13 protein-coding genes are annotated in these 18,581 nt (G+C 60.3%); all 13 read right to left on the bottom strand.

The genetic code is table 11. From position 1 onward, the window contains the following. Positions 1–91: 91 nt before the first annotated feature. Positions 92–3,409, bottom strand: a complete 3,318-nt coding sequence (gene mscK / locus KW824_RS06805; RefSeq protein ID WP_218409355.1) for a mechanosensitive channel MscK — start codon at positions 3,407–3,409, stop codon at positions 92–94. A 149-nt stretch (positions 3,410–3,558) separates the two neighbouring features. Beyond that, on the bottom strand, positions 3,559–4,971 hold the full coding sequence (gene pykF / locus KW824_RS06800; protein WP_041205351.1) for a pyruvate kinase PykF: 1,413 nt from the start codon (positions 4,969–4,971) through the stop codon (positions 3,559–3,561). A gap of 378 nt (positions 4,972–5,349) precedes the next feature. Beyond that, entirely contained in the window at positions 5,350–6,480 is a 1,131-nt protein-coding gene (locus KW824_RS06795) for a cupin domain-containing protein (protein WP_042649666.1), read from the bottom strand. Between the two features lie 156 nt (positions 6,481–6,636). Continuing rightward, the gene (gene purB / locus KW824_RS06790) at positions 6,637–8,007 is read right to left on the bottom strand and encodes an adenylosuccinate lyase (protein WP_218409354.1); all 1,371 of its coding nucleotides are present in this window, start codon (positions 8,005–8,007) and stop codon (positions 6,637–6,639) included. Between the two features lie 175 nt (positions 8,008–8,182). Further along, positions 8,183–8,794: a high frequency lysogenization protein HflD gene (hflD, locus tag KW824_RS06785; protein WP_041205352.1), complete on the bottom strand. Its 612-nt coding sequence runs from the start codon at positions 8,792–8,794 to the stop codon at positions 8,183–8,185. 23 nt (positions 8,795–8,817) lie between these two features. Next, positions 8,818–9,924 (bottom strand): tRNA 2-thiouridine(34) synthase MnmA, encoded by a 1,107-nt coding sequence (gene mnmA, locus KW824_RS06780; protein ID WP_005328710.1) that lies wholly within the window; start codon positions 9,922–9,924, stop codon positions 8,818–8,820. Positions 9,925–10,081: 157 nt separating this feature from the next. Further along, the gene (locus tag KW824_RS06775; protein WP_218409353.1) at positions 10,082–10,549 is read right to left on the bottom strand and encodes an NUDIX hydrolase; all 468 of its coding nucleotides are present in this window, start codon (positions 10,547–10,549) and stop codon (positions 10,082–10,084) included. Continuing rightward, positions 10,546–11,478 (bottom strand): pseudouridine synthase, encoded by a 933-nt coding sequence (locus KW824_RS06770; RefSeq protein WP_371316600.1) that lies wholly within the window; start codon positions 11,476–11,478, stop codon positions 10,546–10,548. Before KW824_RS06770 ends, KW824_RS06775 begins: the two co-directional genes overlap by 4 nt. A 96-nt stretch (positions 11,479–11,574) precedes the next feature. Further along, positions 11,575–12,342 carry a PTS sugar transporter subunit IIA gene (locus KW824_RS06765; protein WP_218409351.1) on the bottom strand — a complete coding sequence of 256 codons (768 nt, stop codon included), beginning with the start codon at positions 12,340–12,342 and terminating at the stop codon, positions 11,575–11,577. Next, complete coding sequence (locus KW824_RS06760) at positions 12,343–12,648, bottom strand: PTS fructose transporter subunit IIB (protein WP_218409350.1); 306 nt, start codon at positions 12,646–12,648, stop codon at positions 12,343–12,345. A 225-nt stretch (positions 12,649–12,873) separates the two neighbouring features. Further along, the gene (uhpT, locus tag KW824_RS06755) at positions 12,874–14,280 is read right to left on the bottom strand and encodes a hexose-6-phosphate:phosphate antiporter (protein WP_218409349.1); all 1,407 of its coding nucleotides are present in this window, start codon (positions 14,278–14,280) and stop codon (positions 12,874–12,876) included. A 460-nt stretch (positions 14,281–14,740) separates the two neighbouring features. Further along, a complete protein-coding gene (locus KW824_RS06750; RefSeq protein ID WP_218409348.1) occupies positions 14,741–16,648 on the bottom strand; it encodes a fructose-specific PTS transporter subunit EIIC in 1,908 nt (635 codons plus the stop codon). A gap of 798 nt (positions 16,649–17,446) precedes the next feature. After that, positions 17,447–18,313 (bottom strand): hypothetical protein, encoded by an 867-nt coding sequence (locus KW824_RS06745; protein ID WP_218409347.1) that lies wholly within the window; start codon positions 18,311–18,313, stop codon positions 17,447–17,449. Positions 18,314–18,581: the final 268 nt, after the last annotated feature.

Here is an 18,581-nt window from a genome sequence, read left to right as displayed (position 1 = left end):
CCCTATATTGGGGGACTGACCCCGCTTTCAAGGTGTGGGAAGGGTAGAAAAAAATCAGGCCCCATGACGGGGCCTGTGCAAGCGGGCGGGATCAGACGGGGTGGTTCCCCGCCGGCGGCAGGGCCGGGCGGGATTCCACCTTCTGCTCATCCCCCTGCATGTTCTTGATGTAGACATCCATCTGGTTGAACGCGATCTCGATGCCATGCTCGCGGAACAGCACATCGATGCGGCGGTTCAGCTCGTCGATGGCCGGGTTGCGATCCCCGAGTTCACTCACGAAGAAGCGCAGCTCGTGATCCAGGGTGCTGGGGCCGAAGGTGAGGAAGTAGACGATGGGCGCCGGCTCCTTCAACACCCGGCTGTTCTCCATGGCCGCCTGCATCAGCAGGGTGCGGGTCAGCTCCAGATCGGAACCATAGGCCACCCCGACCCGGGCGATGACCCGGGTGACGGTATCGCTCAGGGACCAGTTGATCAGTCGCTCTATCATCAACTGCTGGTTTGGGATGATCACCTCCTTGCGGTCGAAGTCGGTGAGGGTGGTCGAGCGGATCCGGATCTTGTTGACCGTGCCCGAGATGGTGCCGATGGTGACCGTATCCCCGATCCGTACCGGGCGCTCGAACAGGATGATGATGCCCGAGATGAAGTTGGAGACGATCTGTTGCATGCCGAAGCCGATACCGACCGAGAGGCCCGCGGCCAGCCACTGCAGCTTCTCCCATTGGACTCCCAGCATGGCCAACGCCGTGAGCGAGCCCATCCCGATCAGCACATAGTTGAGCATGGTGGTGAAGGCGTAGGCGGTGCCCTGGGCGAGGCGCAGCTTGGAGAGCACCAGCACCTCCAGCAGACCGGGCAGGTTGCGGGCCAGCGACAGGGCCGCCCCGAACAGGAACAGGCCGGTCAGCACGTCGCTCAGGCTGATGGGATAGAGCACGGCATTGGCCCCTGTCCCCTCGCTCTTGTGCCACAGCACCACGCTGTCGAGGTAGGTGAAGACCGCTACCAGATCGGACCAGAGCCAGTAGAAGGCGACGCCGAACACCACCAACAGCATGATCCGGGTCAGGCGCAGGGACTGCTGGCTGACTTCCTCCAGATCCATGGGCTGCTCTTCGATGGCCTCGCCCCCTTCCGCATCTTCCGAGGACTTGTGCTCGCGCTTGGCGACGGCGCGGCGATAGGCCAGACGGCGGGCCGCCAGCTCCAGACCTCGCAGGGCGGTGCGATAGACCAGGCTCCAGATGATGATGAGGTAGAAGGACTCGATGAGGCGGCCGGTCAGCTTCAGGGCCGTGTAGTAGTAGCCGAGCGCCGCCAGCACCATCAGGGCCACCGGCGCCAGTGCCAGGGCGACCGCCGTCAGGGTCTGCAGCATGCTGGCCTCGCCCTTGATGCGGGCGCGGGAGATGGGCAACACCAGGTAGGCGGTCAGACCCAGCAGCAGCATGGTCAGCGCCTGGCCAATCACGTCGTTACCCAGCGATGAGGGTTCAACCACCGCCTTGGTCGACAGCATGATGAGGGGCAGCAGGGGCAGCCAGAGGTAACGCATGCTGTTGCGCTTGGCTTGCAGCTCGTCCCGCGGGATGCGGAAGTGGCTCTCGCCGATGCCACCTGGCCGCATCACCGACAGGTAGACGCTGAACACCAGGTAGCCGAGCGCCAGGTTCAGGGTGATCTGGAAGATGAGCTTGGGACTGAGCAGGCCGCAATAGGCGAGCAGCAGGCCGGCGGCCAGGATGAAGAGGGTACCCGGCAGGCGCTGCAATACGGTGTAGAGCAGGGCGCGCGGGGTGTGCCACTGACTGTCCTGGCGGAAACGGCCGAGATCCTTGGTGATCTTCTGCTGGCGCTTGACCAGGGTCGGGCGCTTCCACAGCAGCAGACCGCCGACCAGCAGCAGCGGCAAGGCGAGCAGGGAGACCGCCAGCAGCATGTCGCCCCAACCTTGCCAGTCCGGCTTGAGCACCAGATCGGAGACCTGTTTGTAGGCATGGCTCGGCCAGTTGATGAACCACTTGCCATCGATGGGCTTGTTGCTGCTGACCCAGAAGATGTGTTGTTGCAGGGTGAATTCGATGGAGGCATAGATGCGCGTCAGCTGCTGCTGGGTCAGCTGCAGGCTGATGGCGTTGGTCAGCTGGGCATCCATCTGGCGGTTGAGCTGGTCGAGCAGGCTGATACGGGTGTCGATCAGCTTGGCCAGGCTCGCCTTGTCCTCCTCGCTGACCGTCTCTCTGCTGCTGGCGATCAGGTTGTCAAGGTACTGGGTCTTCTGGAACAGCTGATCCCGCTGCTGGCTCAGTTCGAACTGGGCCAGGTGCAGGTCGGCAATCTGCTCCTCCAGGTTTTTCACCAGGGTGGAGGGGGCGGCCTCCAGTTGCTGGTAGAGCTGGTAGAGGATGCGTGACAGCAGCAGGTTGCCCTTGAGCATCTGCACCTGTTCATTGAGGTTGCGCTCGGTCTGGGTGCCACGCTCCAGCCAGCTCTTGGCCTGCAGGTTCTTCTGGGCGAGGGAGTTGAGGTTGGTGGTGGCGCTGATGAGCTGTTGGCTGAGCTGGTGGTTGATCTCCTGCTCTTTTTGCACCAGCGGGTTGTCTTCGGTGGCCACCAGTTCGCCGGTCTGCTCGGCGGTCTTCTCGGTATCGCCGAGGCGCTTGGCACTGCTCTGCTCCTGCAGGGCCTGCAGCTTCTGTTCCTCGTGGGCGAGGCGCGCGCTCTGGTAGTCACGTTGCTTGACCGCCAGATCCTGCATGCTGGTGCGGTTGTCCAGCTCCTTTTGCAGGTTGGCCAGTTGCAGGTCCAGCAACACCAGCTCGGTATTGAGCTTCATCTTCTCGGCGCTGCTCACCCCGTCCCCCGAGTTCAGGCGAGAGCGGATCTCCTGACTGCGTTGATAGGCGCGGCTCATGTTGGCCTGGGCCCGCTCCGGCAGGGTCTGCAGGTTGGTGATCTGGCTGCCGATGGTGCCGAGGGCCTCCTGGGCCTCCTGCATGTTGGCCATGATCTCGGGCTGGCGGTTGTCCAGCTCTGCCAGGCTCATGGTGGCGTATTCGCTCTTGAGTTGCTCCGGACCCTTGTCCAGGGCCAGGGCATCGAGTTTGGCACTGATCTCTTTCAATTCACCGGGCAGGGTGCGTACCCGCTGTGCCAGCGTCTTGGCCTTGGCTTGCTCTTTTTCGATGTTGTCGAGCAGGGCCAGGGTGTCGGTCAGAAATCTCTGGTCCGCCTGCTGGCTGACGGTGAGGGTCTCGGACTTGCCGAGGGCATCGAGCGACCGCTGTACTGTGGTGCGCTGGGGCAGGTCTTGCGCCACGGCTTGCGGGGCACAGAGGCTGATGAGTAAACAGAGCAGCGGCAACAGGGTGGCCGAGGCTCTTCTGAACTGTATTGAGGGCATAAAACGTCCGGGTGATTATGCGAGATTCGGGTGGTTTTCCACTGGGGGAAAATCCGCGTGGATTCTAGCACCGGCTTGAGAGGCGAAGCAGGGGGGAGAGATAAAAAAAACGGCGCCCAAAGGCGCCGCTTTCAATGGTTCAAGACTGATTACAGTACGTGAACGGAGGCGGTGTTGGTGGTACCGCTCGGTACCAGGGCACCGGAGACCATGACGACCACGTCACCCTTCAGACCCATGCCGCTTTGCAGTGCAGCGTCTTTGCCGATGCGATAGAAATCGTCGGTGGAGGCGATGCTGTCAACCACGTGAGCAACCACACCCTTGGTCAGGACCAGCTGGGCAGCAGTCTTCTTGTTGGTGGTGATGGCCAGAATCCAGGCTTTCGGGAAGTACTTGCGAATGGCCTTGGCAGACTTGCCGCCTTCGGTGGCAACCACGATCAGCGGGGCGTCCAGCTTCTCGGAGGTCTCGACCGCACCCTTGCACACGGCTTCGGTGATGCGCAGCTTGTTGCTGTCATTGGCAGCAGACAGGTTGGACGGCATCACGGCGTCGGTACGCTCGCAGATGGTGGCCATGATGGTCACGGCTTCCAGCGGGTACTTGCCCTTGGCGGACTCGCCAGACAGCATGACGGCGTCGGTGCCATCCAGGATGGCGTTCGCCACGTCACCGGCTTCGGCGCGGGTCGGACGCGGGTTCTTGATCATGGAATCCAGCATCTGGGTGGCGGTGATGACCACTTTACGTGCCTTGTTGCACTTGGTGATGATCATCTTCTGGGCGAAGATCACTTCTTCAACCGGAATTTCCACACCCATGTCGCCACGAGCAACCATGATGCCGTCGGAGACAGCCAGGATGTCGTCGAAGTTGTCCAGGCCTTCCTGGTTTTCGATCTTGGAGATGATCTGGATGGCTTCGCCACCGTGGGCCTTCAGGTGCTCACGGATTTCCAGCACGTCTTCTTTCTTGCGGATGAAGGAGGCGGCAACGAAGTCCACGCCCTGCTCGCAACCGAAGATCAGGTCACGCTTGTCTTTCTCGGCCAGGGCCGGCAGCTTGATGGAGACGCCCGGCAGGTTGACGCCCTTGTTCTCGCCCAGATCACCGTTGTTCAGCACCTTGCAGATGACTTCACGTTCGGTGATTTCGATGACGTCCAGACCGATCAGGCCGTCATCCACCAGGATACGGTTGCCGACGCGCAGGTCGTTGGCAAAGCCGGCGTAGGTCACGGCGACCTTGTCTTTGTTGCCAACCACGGTCTGGTCGGTGGTGAAGGTGAAGGTCTGGCCGGCAACCAGAGAGACATCGTTGCCACCTTCCAGCTTCATGGTACGGATTTCCGGACCCTTGGTATCCAGCAGGATGGCTGCGTGCTTGCCGGTCTCGGCCATCACTTCACGCAGGTTGCGGATACGGGTGCCGTGCTCTTCGTAATCACCGTGAGAGAAGTTCAGGCGCATGACGTTCATGCCGGCGTCGAGCATCTTGCCGAGCATTTCTTTGGATTCGGTCTTGGGACCGATGGTGCAGACGATTTTGGTCTTTTTCATGTCAGTCTTCATGGTTAAGGAGTTTCCGCCGTGCAATATACACCAGTTTTTGGATACTTTTTATGATCCAGAAACAACGTTTTGAGCTAAAAGCGCCTCAATTCACAAGATAACGTTTTCGCTCACAGCTGATTTTAGGGGCTAAAATAATTGATTTTCCGCGAGTGAGGCCATTTGGTTCCCATTTCTGGCCTGCTCGTCGTTGCCATCCCATGTTGTTAAATGACAAACAAGAGGGAGGCCTCCGGCGAGGGGGGCAGGGCCCCTTTCCCCTCTGGCCGTCACCCAGTGTAGTCACTGGGCGGCCACTGCGCGGGGCTGGCATCCGGTCGCGACCAGGCGCGTCGCCCGGGCAGGCGACGCGCCTGTTGCACAGGCTTAGCCGAAGAACCAGTAACCGCGGTTGACCAGACGGGTCAGCAGTTGCAAGAAGCCGGCCTGATCGGCGAGGTCCACCATGTCGGCCTGGGTGATGATGTCCTTGTCGCACAAGAGCGAAATGGCGGCCGCATCCTCGCTTGGCAGGGTCCAGGCCTCGCCGTCGATGTAGCAGGTGCGGCTCTCGCCGCTGAACCAGACCGAGCGCAGACCCGGCACCTTGATGGCGGGCTCGCCCTGGGTCAGCAGATCGGCAATCTCTTCGGCACTGTAGTCTGGCTCCATGGGGCTCACGTCCAGGTCGTGCTTGGCCTCGGAAATCATTGTGCCGAACCACTCCTTGAACAGGGTCTCGTCATCGAGGGCCTGCTGCATCAGCTCCCGCAGGCGATGCAGCTCAAAGGGCTGGATCTCGCCGTGACGAACGCGTGGCTTGAGGTCCGGATCGCCGTAACGCTCGGTGCGCAGGTCGTTGTCGATCAGGTGATCGGCAAACGAAGAGATAAGCGCCTTGGCATCCGGTGCCCGGAAGCCCACGGAGAAGTTCAGGGAGGGCTCGATGGCGTAGCCCTCGTGGGGGAATCCAGGCGGGATGTAGAGGATGTCGCCCGGCTCCATGATGGCGTCGATGATCGCCTCGAACGGCTCGCAGTGCAGCAGGGCTGCGTGGGCGGCAAATTCGTTCAAGGGCTTGGCATCGCCGACACGCCAGTGACGCTTGCCCTGGCCCTGGGTGATGAAGACGTCGTAGTTGTCGATGTGGGGGCCGACCCCGCCATGGGGGGTGGAGAAGCTCACCATCACATCGTCAAAGCGCCAGCCCGGGATGAACTGGAACGGCAACGCCAGCTCGTGCACCTCGGGGGCCCAGTGGTTGCAGGCCTGCACCAGCACGGTCCAGTTCTCTTCCCCCAGGTGATCGTAAGACTCGAAGGGACCGTGAGCGGCTTCCCATTTGCCGTCGAAGCGGGTCACCAGGCGGGATTCGATGACGTCCTCCATGGCCAGGCCCGCCAGCTCGTCCGGGCTGATGGGATCCTGAAAGTCGGTGAAGCCGCCCTTGATGAGGAGGGGGCGTTTCTGCCAGTAATGCTCGAGGAAGTGGGCAATATCCAGATTGAGTTCGTACATAGGTCTTCTCGTCAAAAGGTCAGACAAAGTTAGAGAGGTCTTGCCCAAGGGGGGCGCCGGCCTTGGGCAAGGCCTCTATGGCAAAACAGGTGGCGGTCAAAAATAACAGGGGCCCTGTGGCTGTCGTGCCCAGGGCCCCGCATTCATCCTGCCGGCTTACTTCAGCAGATCGACCAGACGCTGGGCCTGACCGAGGTAGTTGGCCGGGGTCAGCTTCTTCAGTTCGACCTTGACGGCCTCGGGCAGTTCCAGAGTGTCGATAAAGGTACGCATCCCTTCGGCATCCACGCGGCGGCCACGGGTCAGCTCTTTGAGCTTCTCGTAGGGCTTCTCGATGCCGTAGCGGCGCATCACGGTCTGGATGGGCTCGGCCAGCACTTCCCAGTTGGCGTCCAGATCGGCGGCCATGGCGTCCGCGTTCGCTTCCAGCTTGGAGATGCCCTTGAGGGTCGCCTGATAGGCAATCAGGGAGTAACCCACCGCCACCCCCAGGTTGCGCAGCACGGTAGAGTCGGTCAGATCACGCTGCCAGCGGGAGATCGGCAGTTTGCTCGCCAGGTGCTGGAACACGGCGTTGGCCAGACCCAGGTTGCCTTCGGAGTTCTCGAAGTCGATGGGGTTGACCTTGTGCGGCATGGTGGAGGAGCCGATTTCACCCGCCACGGTGCGCTGCTTGAAGTGACCCAGGGAGATGTAGCCCCACACGTCCCTGTCAAAATCGATGAGGATGGTGTTGAAGCGGGCCATGGCGTCGAACAGCTCGGCGATGTAGTCGTGGGGTTCGATCTGGGTGGTGTAGGGGTTCCAGGAAAGGCCCAGCGAAGTCACGAACTCCTCGGAGAACTGGTGCCAGTCCACTTCAGGGTAAGCGCTGACGTGGGCGTTGTAGTTGCCCACGGCGCCGTTGATCTTGCCGAGGATCTCCACCGCCATGATCTGCTTGTACTGGCGCTCCAGGCGATAGGCGACGTTGGCCATCTCCTTGCCCATGGTGCTCGGGGTCGCCGGCTGGCCGTGGGTGCGTGACAGCAGCGGCATGTCGCGGTACTCAACGGCCAGACGCTTGAGCTCGCTGATCAGCTTCTCGCAATAAGGCTTGATGACCTCGTCGCGGGCGGTTTTCAGCATCAGACCGTGGGAGTTGTTGTTGATGTCTTCCGAGGTGCAGGCGAAGTGGATGAATTCGCTGACGGCGGCCAGCTCGGGGTTCACTTCCACTTTCTCTTTCAGGAAATACTCCACCGCTTTCACATCATGGTTGGTGGTGCGCTCGATCTGCTTGATGCGCGCGGCGTCCGCTTCGTTGAAGTTCAGGACTATGTCGTCCAGCACGGCATTGGCGGCCGCACTCAGGGCAGGGACTTCCGGGATCCCGGCGTGGCTGGCCAGTTTTTGCAACCAGCGCACCTCGACTTCGACGCGAAAACGCAGCAGACCGAATTCGGAGAAGATGGGACGCAGGGCATCGGCCTTGTCGCCATAACGACCGTCAATCGGGGAAACAGCAGTCAGCGCGGACAGCTCCATGGGGTGAACTCCTGATGATTGGTGTGGGGGATTCTCATCAACTCGCGCTCCTGTTGCGAGGCCGTTATCAAGGCTCATGTGCTGCTCGGCATCCTTATTTATCGACATAAACTCCGGTACCTGTGCTGCTCTTCACCTTGCTTCCGACCTCTCACTACGAAGCTCGAGCCGATTCTTAGAAACGTTTGGCCAGTTCCACCATCTTCTTGCGAGCGAAGATGATCTGGGTACGGCTGCCGCCAAGCTGGCGCCACAGCACGGCGGCGCGGATGCCGGCCAGCAGCAGGGCGCGCACCTTGTGCTGCACCAGGGGCTGCTGCAGGAACAGCGGGGTGCCCGCCACCTGGATGCGCGGCCCGATGGGGCTGATGAGATCGCTGTAGATGCTCGCCATGTTGGCCAGGATCTGCTCGTCGAGCAGATCGAAATGCTGTTGCTGGCGGCCGATCTGTCCGATCCGCTCCCCCAGCATGTTGAGAATGTCCTTGCGCTTGGCCAGCTTGCGCTCCAGCGCAATCAGGCTCACCACGTAGCGGGTCAGCTCGGCGTTCTTCTGGCTGCCGTCGGCCCCCAGCTGCTCCACCAGGGCGCGGTAACCGTCGCGGATGGCGAGGTGGCTGCCGAACACTTCCAGCGGCTGCTTGGGATTGGTCACCAGCACGCTTTGCAGGCTCTCGCGCAGGGAGGCCTCGTCGCAGTTGCCGTCACGGGCCACTTTCTGCACCAGATAGGCCGCCTGGCAGATGCCGGCGAAAGCCATTGTTCTGTCTTGGAATTTGTCGCTCACGTCTGCTGCCTTCTGTTAAGGATTCAAACCGGATGGCTGAAACGCTGTTCTATGATGCCGCCGCCCAGGCACACTTCCCCGTCATAGAAGACGGCGGACTGGCCCGGGGTCACCGCAGCCTGTTTCTCGTCGAAGATGACCCGTATGGTCTCATCGTCGATGGGCTGAATGAGGCAGGGGATGTCCTGCTGGCGGTAACGGGTCTTGACGGTGCAGCGAAGCGGCGCACGGATCGGGGTGCGATCCACCCAGTGCAGCTGGCTCGCGATCAGGCCATCGGAGTAGAGGCGGGGATGCTCCCCTTGCGCCACCACCAGGGTGTTGCGCTCCACCTCTTTGTCCACCACGTACCAGGCCTCTTCGGTCGCATCCTTCATGCCGCCGATGCCGAGTCCCTTGCGCTGGCCCAGGGTGTGATACATCAGCCCCTGGTGCTCGCCGATGACCTTGCCATCCACGGTTTCGATGGGGCCGGGCTGGGCGGGCAGGAACTTGGCCAGGAAGTCCTTGAACTTGCGCTCGCCGATGAAGCAGATACCGGTGGAGTCCTTCTTCTTGGCGGTGATGAGGTCGAGCTGCTCGGCGATGCGGCGCACCTCCGGCTTCTCCAGATCCCCGACCGGGAACAGGCTCTGACCCACCTGGGCTTCGCTCAGGGTGTAGAGGAAGTAGCTCTGATCCTTGTTGGTGTCCAGACCACGGAGCAGACGCGGGCGGCCGGTGCTGTCGTCACGGCGCACGTAGTGGCCGGTGGCGATGTAGGTGGCACCCAGCTCCTCGGCGGCAAATTCGAGGAACGCCTTGAACTTGATCTCCTTGTTGCACAGGATATCCGGGTTCGGCGTGCGCCCTGCCTTGTACTCTTCCAGGAAGTGCTCGAACACGTTGTCCCAGTACTCGGCGGCGAAGTTGATGGTGTGCAGCTTCATGCCCAGCTTGTCGCAGACGGCCTTGGCATCAGCCAAATCCTGGGAGGCGGAGCAGTACTCGTCCGTGTCGTCTTCTTCCCAGTTCTTCATGAACAAGCCTTCGACCTGATAACCCTGCTGCTGGAGCAGGTAGGCCGAGACGGAAGAATCCACGCCGCCGGACATGCCGACGATCACCTTGATTTGGCTGTTGTCTGTCATTAGTCGAAGTTACCAGTTCGTTTAAACGGGGCGTATTCTACCAGAGTTTTGCGCCCCCGGTCACATCTCCCTGCCGTCGTTCCCCTCGGGAGCCCAGCGGTGGGAAATCGTTTTTCCGTTGTTTGCCAAGATGGGCAAAAAACGGCTTCAATTGGACTCATATAAAGGCTTTGAGCGCCGACAGCGGCAGGCGGGTGCCGGCCAGGTAGTCCTGGATACACTGCCACACTAGGGGGCTGCGCAGGGCGGGCTTGCACTCGGCTATCTCTTCCAGGGTGAGCCAGTGGCAGGCCAGCACATCGCCGTCGGGATCCTCTGGATGGTGCTGACCCGGCGCCTTTTCAAGGTCGAAGATGACGGCGGTGCGCACGAAGGTAGCCTCGCTGTCCGCCGGTTTGAACAGATAGACCCCGAGCCAGGCGCTGGGGGTTGCGGTCAGCCCCGTCTCCTCTTTCAGCTCGCGGCAGGCCGCCTCAATCAGGTTTTCCCCCGGCTCCACATGGCCGGCGGGCTGGTTGAAGCGGCGCAGCCCCTTGATCTCCTCCTCCACCAGCAAGAAGCGGCCCTGCCAGTGCACCAGGGCGGCCACCGTCAAACGGGCGGGCAGAGGCGGGTGATCGATCATGATGACTCCTTGTCGCTGGGGTGACGGGCGGGTCTGCGGGCCGTGCCCCGGCCGCTGCTGCGGGGCTTGTTTGCCCCCGCCGTGGGTGATTCGGGCTTGCCCGTACCGCGCGGCTTATGGTTTTGCTGGGGCTGGTTCCCCAGGCTCGGCGCCTCGCTTGCCGGTTTGGCTGCGTTGCCACTGGTTCGGTGTGATAACGGCTGGCGCCTGGCCTGTGCCAGCTCGGGGGCGGGCAGGCTTTGGCTCTCGCCGGGGGCGAGCCCATCGAGCGTCCAGTCGCCAATGGCGTAGCGAATGAGGCGCAATGTGGGGTGGCCGATATGGGCCGTCATGCGCCGCACCTGACGGTTGCGCCCCTCGATGATTTTGATCTCCAGCCAGCTGGTGGGGATCTCCTTGCGCATCCGTATGGGCGGATTGCGCGGCCACACATCGGGCTCAGCCATGATCCGCGCCCCGGCGGGCAGCGTCATGCCGTCGTTGAGTTCCACCCCGGCGCGCAGACTCGCCAGCTTCTCCTCGCTTGGAATGCCCTCCACCTGCACCCAGTAGGTCTTGGGGGTCTTCTCCCCCGGCTGGGTGAGGCGCGCCTGCAGCTTGCCGTCGTTGGTGAGCAGCAAGAGCCCCTCGCTGTCGCGATCCAGCCTGCCTGCGGCATAGATGCCGGGCTCCCTGATGTAGTCCTTGAGGGTCTCGCGCCCCGCCTCGTCGGTGAACTGGCACAGCACCATGTAGGGCTTGTTCAGCAACAAGAGCCTGCGATCTGCCGGTGCCACCTCTGGTTTTTGCCCAGCCACTCTGGCGTCGCCTGCCTGCCGGGTACCGGCCCGTGAGCGTGCGAGGCCGGGCTTGTGGGCCTCATCCTGTGCAAGGCGGCCAGCGGCACTGGGACGGGCGGAAAGGGAGAGGCGGGGACGGGCAGGTTTCATCGCGTGCATACCAAGAACAGGGGATGCAGGAGTGTATCACGGCGGCGCTCGCCATGGGTCATCGGGGATGCGCGCACCCGGGCAGCCCGGCGCCTCTCAGCCGAGCAGGCTGTCGATGACGATGGCCTGGCGGGCGGGGGCCGAGCTTGCGTGCAAGAGCGCCGTGCTGACTACCTCATCCATCAGGGCGCGAGCCAGCCGGGTGAGGGGGCGCAACTGCTCGGGAGCCAGGCCGGCCGGAATGGCCAGCAATATGATGGTCTGCACAGGCCCGAGCGCCGACCCCCAGGGGAGGGGGTCATCGCAGCTAAGCAGCGAGAGGCTTGGCCTGGTGATGGCGGGGCAGATCACATGGGGCATGGCGAGGCCCGGCCTGATGATGGTGGCGGCGAGTCGCTCCCGATCTGCTATGGCTTGCTCCAGCGCGGCTCTGTCGCGCACCCGCTCCGCTGGCAGCAGATCCACCAGAACCTGCAACGCCAGCGCCTTGTCGAGGGGGGCCGAGCTGTGGCCGAGCTGGGCGAGGGAAAAACCGTAGTCGGGCAGGGCGGCGGCCAGACGTTGCTCGGCCCGGGCCGAGGTAGCGGGGCGCCCCAGTGGCTGGCCCAGCTCCACGCACCAGCAGGTGAAGGCCATGTGGGCGAGCTCGGCATCCAGCCCTTCGATCAGCAACTGGCAGATATCTCCGGGCTGAGTGGCCAGGGTGAGCAGGGCGAGCTGGCTGGTCGCCTCCGCCCGCTGGCGGTGGCTGATGTTGATGAAGAGGATCTGGGACTTGAACAGCCCGGCCAGTCGACAGAGCTGTTTGGCCTGGGTGATGGTCAAGCCCTGGTGGCAGCAGAAGGTGAGCTCGCGGGTGAGCATTCAGGCGCCGGGGGTGCTGGCTTTGAGCACGGCGGAGGCGTTCAGCAGCACGGACTCCAGGGATACCTGGCGCACATTGCAACCGAGGAAGCGCTCCTTCTGCTCGATCTCGATGTCGGAGGCGATCAGCACCAGATCCGCGCCGGCGATCTCCCGGGCGGTCAGCACGTTCTCCAGCCCCATGGCGCCCTGGGTCTCCACCTTGATCTTGAGCCCCAGCTTGTCGGCCGCTTTTTGCAGCGCCTCGGCGGCCATGTAGGTGTGGGCGATGCCGGTGGGGCAGGCGGTGACGGCGAGGATCTTCATGGGCTCTCGAAGCGAATGGAGGTGGGGCATCAAGATAGCGCCAAGCGCTGGGGTTTGCCAAAGGTGAGGGGTGAAAGTGGGATCTTGGCCGCGCCCACAGGCCTTGGCTGCGCAAGGGGTGAGCAGAGAGGGGGTCATTGACAGGTGCTTGACGCCTTGGATAAAAAAACGGCCCGCCAGAGAGCGAGCCGAATGCACACTACGGAGTGGAACCGTCGGCGATTATCAGGCGGACTGGGTAGCCAGCTCGGCGGCGCGCAGTTCCCGTTTGATGCGGCGTATCTTGCGCTCCTCGGCCACGGCCACGCAGGCCATCAGCACCAGACAGGCGGCGGCGGCCATGTCCAGCGCCGCGAAGGTGCCGGTCCAGCCGGTCAGGCCGAAGATGGGGGTACCGTCGGCTATCATGCCCAGACCCAGCTTGGCGAAGCTGTCACCGATGAGGTAGGCAAACGTGCCCTTGACGCCATCGGCCACGCTGATGCCCTGCTTGGGCACGAAGCCCACGGCGGCCACGCCGATCAGCAATTGCGGACCGAACACCAGGAAGCCCAGCAGGAACAGGGAGCCCAGGAACATGAACTGGGTGGTGGCATGCTGGTAGAGCCCCAGGGTGGCGATGATGAGCGCCAGTGCCACGCAGGCCACCAGACCGCGGCGACCGTTCGCCAGGTCCGAGAGGTAGCCCCACATCAGGGTGCCGACCAAGGCGCCCACTTCGAAGAAGGTAAAGCCCTGGATGGCGACTTCCTTGGAGAAGCCGAGCTCCTGGTGGGCGTAGACGGTGGACCACTGGTCTATGCCGATGCGCACCACGTAGAGGAAGATGTTGGCAAAGCAAAGCAGCCAGATCACCTTGTTCATCAGCACGTACTTCACGAAGATCTGCCACTTGGTCAGTTTCTGCTCTTCGGTGGCGATGTCCTCTTCGCTGGCGACCTCGTCAAACAGCTCTTCCACCTTGCCCAGGCCATAGGCCTCCGGCGAGTCGCTGCCAAAACGCAGGCCGATAAAGCCGACAATGAGCGCAATGATGGAGGGGAAGATGAACATGCCGAGCACGTTGCCATTGAACAGGTAGTTGGCACCGAACAGCGCCACACCGGCCGCACCGGCGCCGCCCACGTTGTGGGAGAGGTTCCACATGCCGAGGTAGGTGCCGCGCTTGTTGCGGGGGGTCCACTTGGTGATGGTGGAGTAGCTGCAGGAGCCACCACAGCTCTGGAAGAAGCCGCTCAGGGCATAGAAGAAGATCATGAAGTAGAGGCTGAACCCCGTGCCCCCCATGCTGGCACTGAAGCCCAGCATGCAGAGGGCGGAGAGGATCAGCATCAGCGGCAGGAACTGCTTGGTGTTCTTGCCGTCGGCATAGTATGAGACGACCGTCTTGCCCACCCCGTAGGTGATGGAGAAGCCAAGGCCTATCATGCCGAGCTCGGTCATGGAGAGACCGTACTCCTGGATCATGTCGTTCTGGGCGATGTTGAAGTTCTTGCGGATCAGATACATGGTCAGATAGCCAATGAATACAACCAGATAAGATTGCATGAATGGCTTGAACCAGAGCTTGCGCCGGGCTTCGACCGGCAGGTCCAGAGTGGGGATCCGGACCTGTTCGAGCAGTTTAAACATCTTCGTTCATCCTCTGCGAGATAGACGCTATTCCCGCCGCGCTCCTCATTTGTGTATTGAACTCGTTCAATCTGTTATGGGAGGTCACGCCACGGGAAGGGCGACAGGAAGAGGGCGAACTGCAGAGCGCTCCCCTGTCGATTGAACCCATGCCCGGCCCTGGCACCTGCGCTGGGGTCGGGTAACTACATCAGGTAGGTCGACTGTAAAGAGGCGGGATGTAGATGGCGTGAGAGCCATCCCTAGGGGACTTAGGAAAATTTCCTAGTTTGGCGGCTTGTGGCCCTGAAGCGTGAAGGGGATCACAGAGTCGGCTCACGGGCCCGCGCGCCCGAGGTGGCGCGGCGCCGCAGGGGGGAGCCATCAGGCTCGCAAACCGGCGGCAAGGGGACGCGCACAAACAAGCAGGCCACCCGGGGGTGGCCTGCTGTCATCTCAAGTGCGTGGGGTCAACAAGGGATCAGGCTGCCTTGGCCAGCGCCACCTGGTCGGTTTTCTTCACCCGCAGTTTTTTCAGGGCGACCGCCACCACGCCGGTGACGATGGCACCGCAGATCATGCAGAGCAGCGCCAGCAGCGGCTTGTTGACCGCACCGAGCAAGGCCACGATGGGGCCACCGTGGGCGACGCTGTTGGTGATGCCAAACAGGAAGGCCATCACGGCGGCTGTCATGCTGCCCAGCACGTTGGCGGGGATGACGGCGAGCGGATCCCTGGCGGCGAACGGAATCGCCCCCTCGGAGATCCCCACCAGGCCCATGGCGCCGGCAGCCTTGCCCGCTTCAATCTCGGTGGCGTCGAAGATGCCGAGCTTGCGACCGAGCACGGTAGCCAGCGACATGCCAAGGGGCGCGGCCGGGATGGCGCAGGCCATGGCGCCCATGAACTGGGTCTGGCCGGAGGCGATCATGCCCACCGAGAACAGGAAGGCCACCTTGTTGACCGGGCCGCCCATATCAAAGCCCGCCATGCCCCCGAGCACTATGCCCAGCAGTACCAGGCTGCCGCCGCTCATGGAGAGCAACATGGCGTTCAGACCCGTCATCATGTCGGCGATGGGGGCGCCGATGATGAAGATGAAGACGGCGGCGATAAAGAGCGAGCCAACGATAGGTGCGATCAGGATAGGCACCAGCGGCTGCACCATCTTGTGGTAGTGACGGGTCGCAATCCAGCGCACCAGATAGCCGACCAAGAGGCCAGCGATGATGGCACCGATAAAGCCGGTGCCGGCGTCGGCGCCGTAGAAGCTGCCGTTGTTGGCGATCCAGCCGCCGATAAAGCCCGGTGCCAGCGCGGGGCGATCACCTATGGCGTAGGCGATGTAGCCGGCGAGTATGGGGATCATCAGGGTGAAGGCGGCGACCCCCACGTTGAGGATCTGGTTCCACATGCTCCCTGCCGGGATCTGCATGCCGCTCGGGGTCGGATCGCCGCCGATGGCGAGCGCCAGGGCGATCAAGAGGCCCCCGGTGACCACAAACGGGATCATATGGGAGACGCCGTTCATCAGGTAACGGTAGAGATCGGAACTGCCGCCCGCGCTCTTCTCCTCGCTCTTGCGCTCATCCTTGTCCGCCACATAGGCGGGGGCCTTGAGCGCCTGCTCGATGAGGCCCTTGCCATCCTTGATGGGGGCCTTCACGCCGGTCTTGATGAGCGGCTTGCCGTTGAAGCGGGCCATGTCCACCTGCTTGTCGCAGGCCACCACGATGGCGCTGGCGCGGGCGATCTCGGCCGCCGTCGGGCTGTTCTTGACGCCGATGGAGCCGTTGGTCTCGACCTTCACCTCAAAGCCCAGCTCCCTGGCGGCGCGCTCCAGGGATTCCGCCGCCAGATAGGTGTGGGCGATGCCGGCCGGGCAGCCGGTGACGCCGATGATCAGCCCCTTGTCGGCGGCCGGGGTGGCCACTTGCGGTTCTTTCTTCTCGAGCAGCAGGGCCAGCGCCTCGGCCGGGCTCTTGGCTGCCAGCAGGGCATCGATAAAGCCCTCTTCAATCAGCTTGGCGGAGAGCTCGGCCAGCACCTCGATATGGTGGTTGGCGCCACCGGCCGGGGAGGCAATCATGAAGAACAGCCGGGAGGGCTTGCCATCCTCGGCGCCGTAGTCGATGCCGCTGCGGCTGATGCCGATGGCCACCGCCGGGGTGCTCACCGCCGCACTCTTGGCGTGGGGCAGGGCAACGCCCTCTTCAAAGCCGGTGTTGTCCAGCTCTTCCCGGGCCCACAGGTCCTTGATGAACTGCTGCTCGTCGCTGACCTTGCCTTGCGCCGCGAGCAGACGGGTCATCTCGGTGAAGACCTCCTCCTTGCCCGTGGCCTTTAAATCGAGCGCGATCAGCTGCTCGTTGATAAGGGTGGTGATCATGGCGTTCTCCCTACTCCCTTGATGGAGCCTGTTGGCATCTTTTCCTGGGCTACCGCCCTGGACATGCAGACAAAAGTGACCCCACTATTATCCCGCCCGCAGGGCAGCGTACCTATCGGACAAAACTGCGAAATACTGGATTTTTGTGCGGCATTACCTCGAGTGTGACCCCGATCGCAAAGCTGAACGGCTGCTGAAATGGGGGCGGATTGAATCGCTAATATTTTTATTGGTGATTAAAATCAAATGGTTATTTTTGTTGATGGTTCAGCGCTTTGGCCGTGCGGTGAGTTTTTACTCAGCGAATGGAAGCGCTCTTTCTATAAATTTGTGAGGTGAAAAACGGCGGCGGGATGTGAGCCAACGCACAGAAATGGCCCCGCTGGCGGGAGGCGAGGGGGGGGATGCAGGGGAGGCGAGAGCAGAGCAAGCTGGAGAAATGAGTTGCACCGCTTGTTTGGGCCGGGAGTGTGGTGGCAAAAGAGGGGATGGCTGAAAAGATAGAGGTAATAACGCGAATGTCCGAATACGCTCCGCTATTCCCCTACCTGTTCTGATCAACTGAGCCCTTTGGCTGCTGTCGTTTGGTTTGATAGCGATGCACTAGTCAGTCAATTCCCACCATAGCCGCCGCGACACCGATCACGCCTCAGAGTGAGGCGGCGCCCTTCTGCCACGAGAGCAAATCCATATGAAAGTCGTGTCGGATAAATTCCGGGAGCAGGCCGATGGACGCGGTAATAGCCAGATAGGATATAAATTTTCTGAAAAACATATGGTCATTTTTTTTGGATAAAATTACTCAAGCTCATCTCTAAGATAATGATTATAAAGGTCAATCTTTAATAATGAGAAGGCTTCATCCTTAACTGAATTTATATCTAAATTAAATTGTAAAAACTGTTCAACTGCCTTTTCTTTTGTTATTCCTCCTATCATACTCATATAGTTTTCTATGAGTGCTTTATTTGTTCTTGGGAGTTGGTTAATAAATCTCATATATTCTTTTTTAGTATTGTTGTAATGTTCTATAGTTTTAAATGTGTTTATATGGTTATTAACTCGATGTATATTTTTAACCAGCCCATTCGATTTTTCAGTTAGAGCAACATTGAAACTGTTTTCCTGTAGTTCTGTATCAACACTATATATTTTATCTAAAAAAACTTCGAATGCCCCATCTTTATTTAATTGTAAGATAAAGTTGTGTGAGCTTGAGATAGAATCTTTATATGGGTTTAGATGTTCTACTTCTATAAAGTCATGGTCTGATTTTAAATTTGAGTTACAAGCAGTGCAGGATGGAATCAAATTCCTAATGTTTACACTGAAAAATGGATATTTTGATTTGCAAATGTAATGATCTAAAGCTGGTCTTACAACAGCTAGGCTTGTCACTGGATCAATTTCATCAATAATGATGGTTGTCAGGTTTATGTTGCAGTATGGGCATACATTCGGTTTGATTTTGTTTAGGAATGCATAGGCATTCCATGTATTTGGATCATATTGTCGATTTGTAGGTATGTAACTAAAACGTTCATAGTCAAAAAGCTTTGAGGCTCTTTCTCTAATCTCATTAGATATAGCATCTATAGAGCTGTACCTCATTTCTCTAGGTAGAAATCTCGTCTCCTTTATTAAGTCAAAAATGAAAGGTTTCATTTTCCTTACCTTATCAGGGAGACACATAAGGAAGAATAAACGATGTTTATTATAAATTTTTGAGTGATAAAATTGTTCCATCTCCATAGGATTCATCGAGATGTATGAAATACATAGCTCTTTATTAAGAAGCAGCGACTTATAGAATCGTTTTTCTATTTGATAAACTAGGGATATTGGTTGCGGAGAGCGAATTAATCGAAACTTAAAACGTTGGTAAAAACCTTCAGAGAACCATCTTATGATGTTCTCGTTTAACGAGGAGCTT

The organism is Aeromonas sp. sif0611 (assembly GCF_019218845.1).
GTDB classification, from domain to species: domain Bacteria; phylum Pseudomonadota; class Gammaproteobacteria; order Enterobacterales; family Aeromonadaceae; genus Aeromonas; species Aeromonas media.
This window is presented reverse-complemented; position numbering and strand designations above follow the sequence as displayed.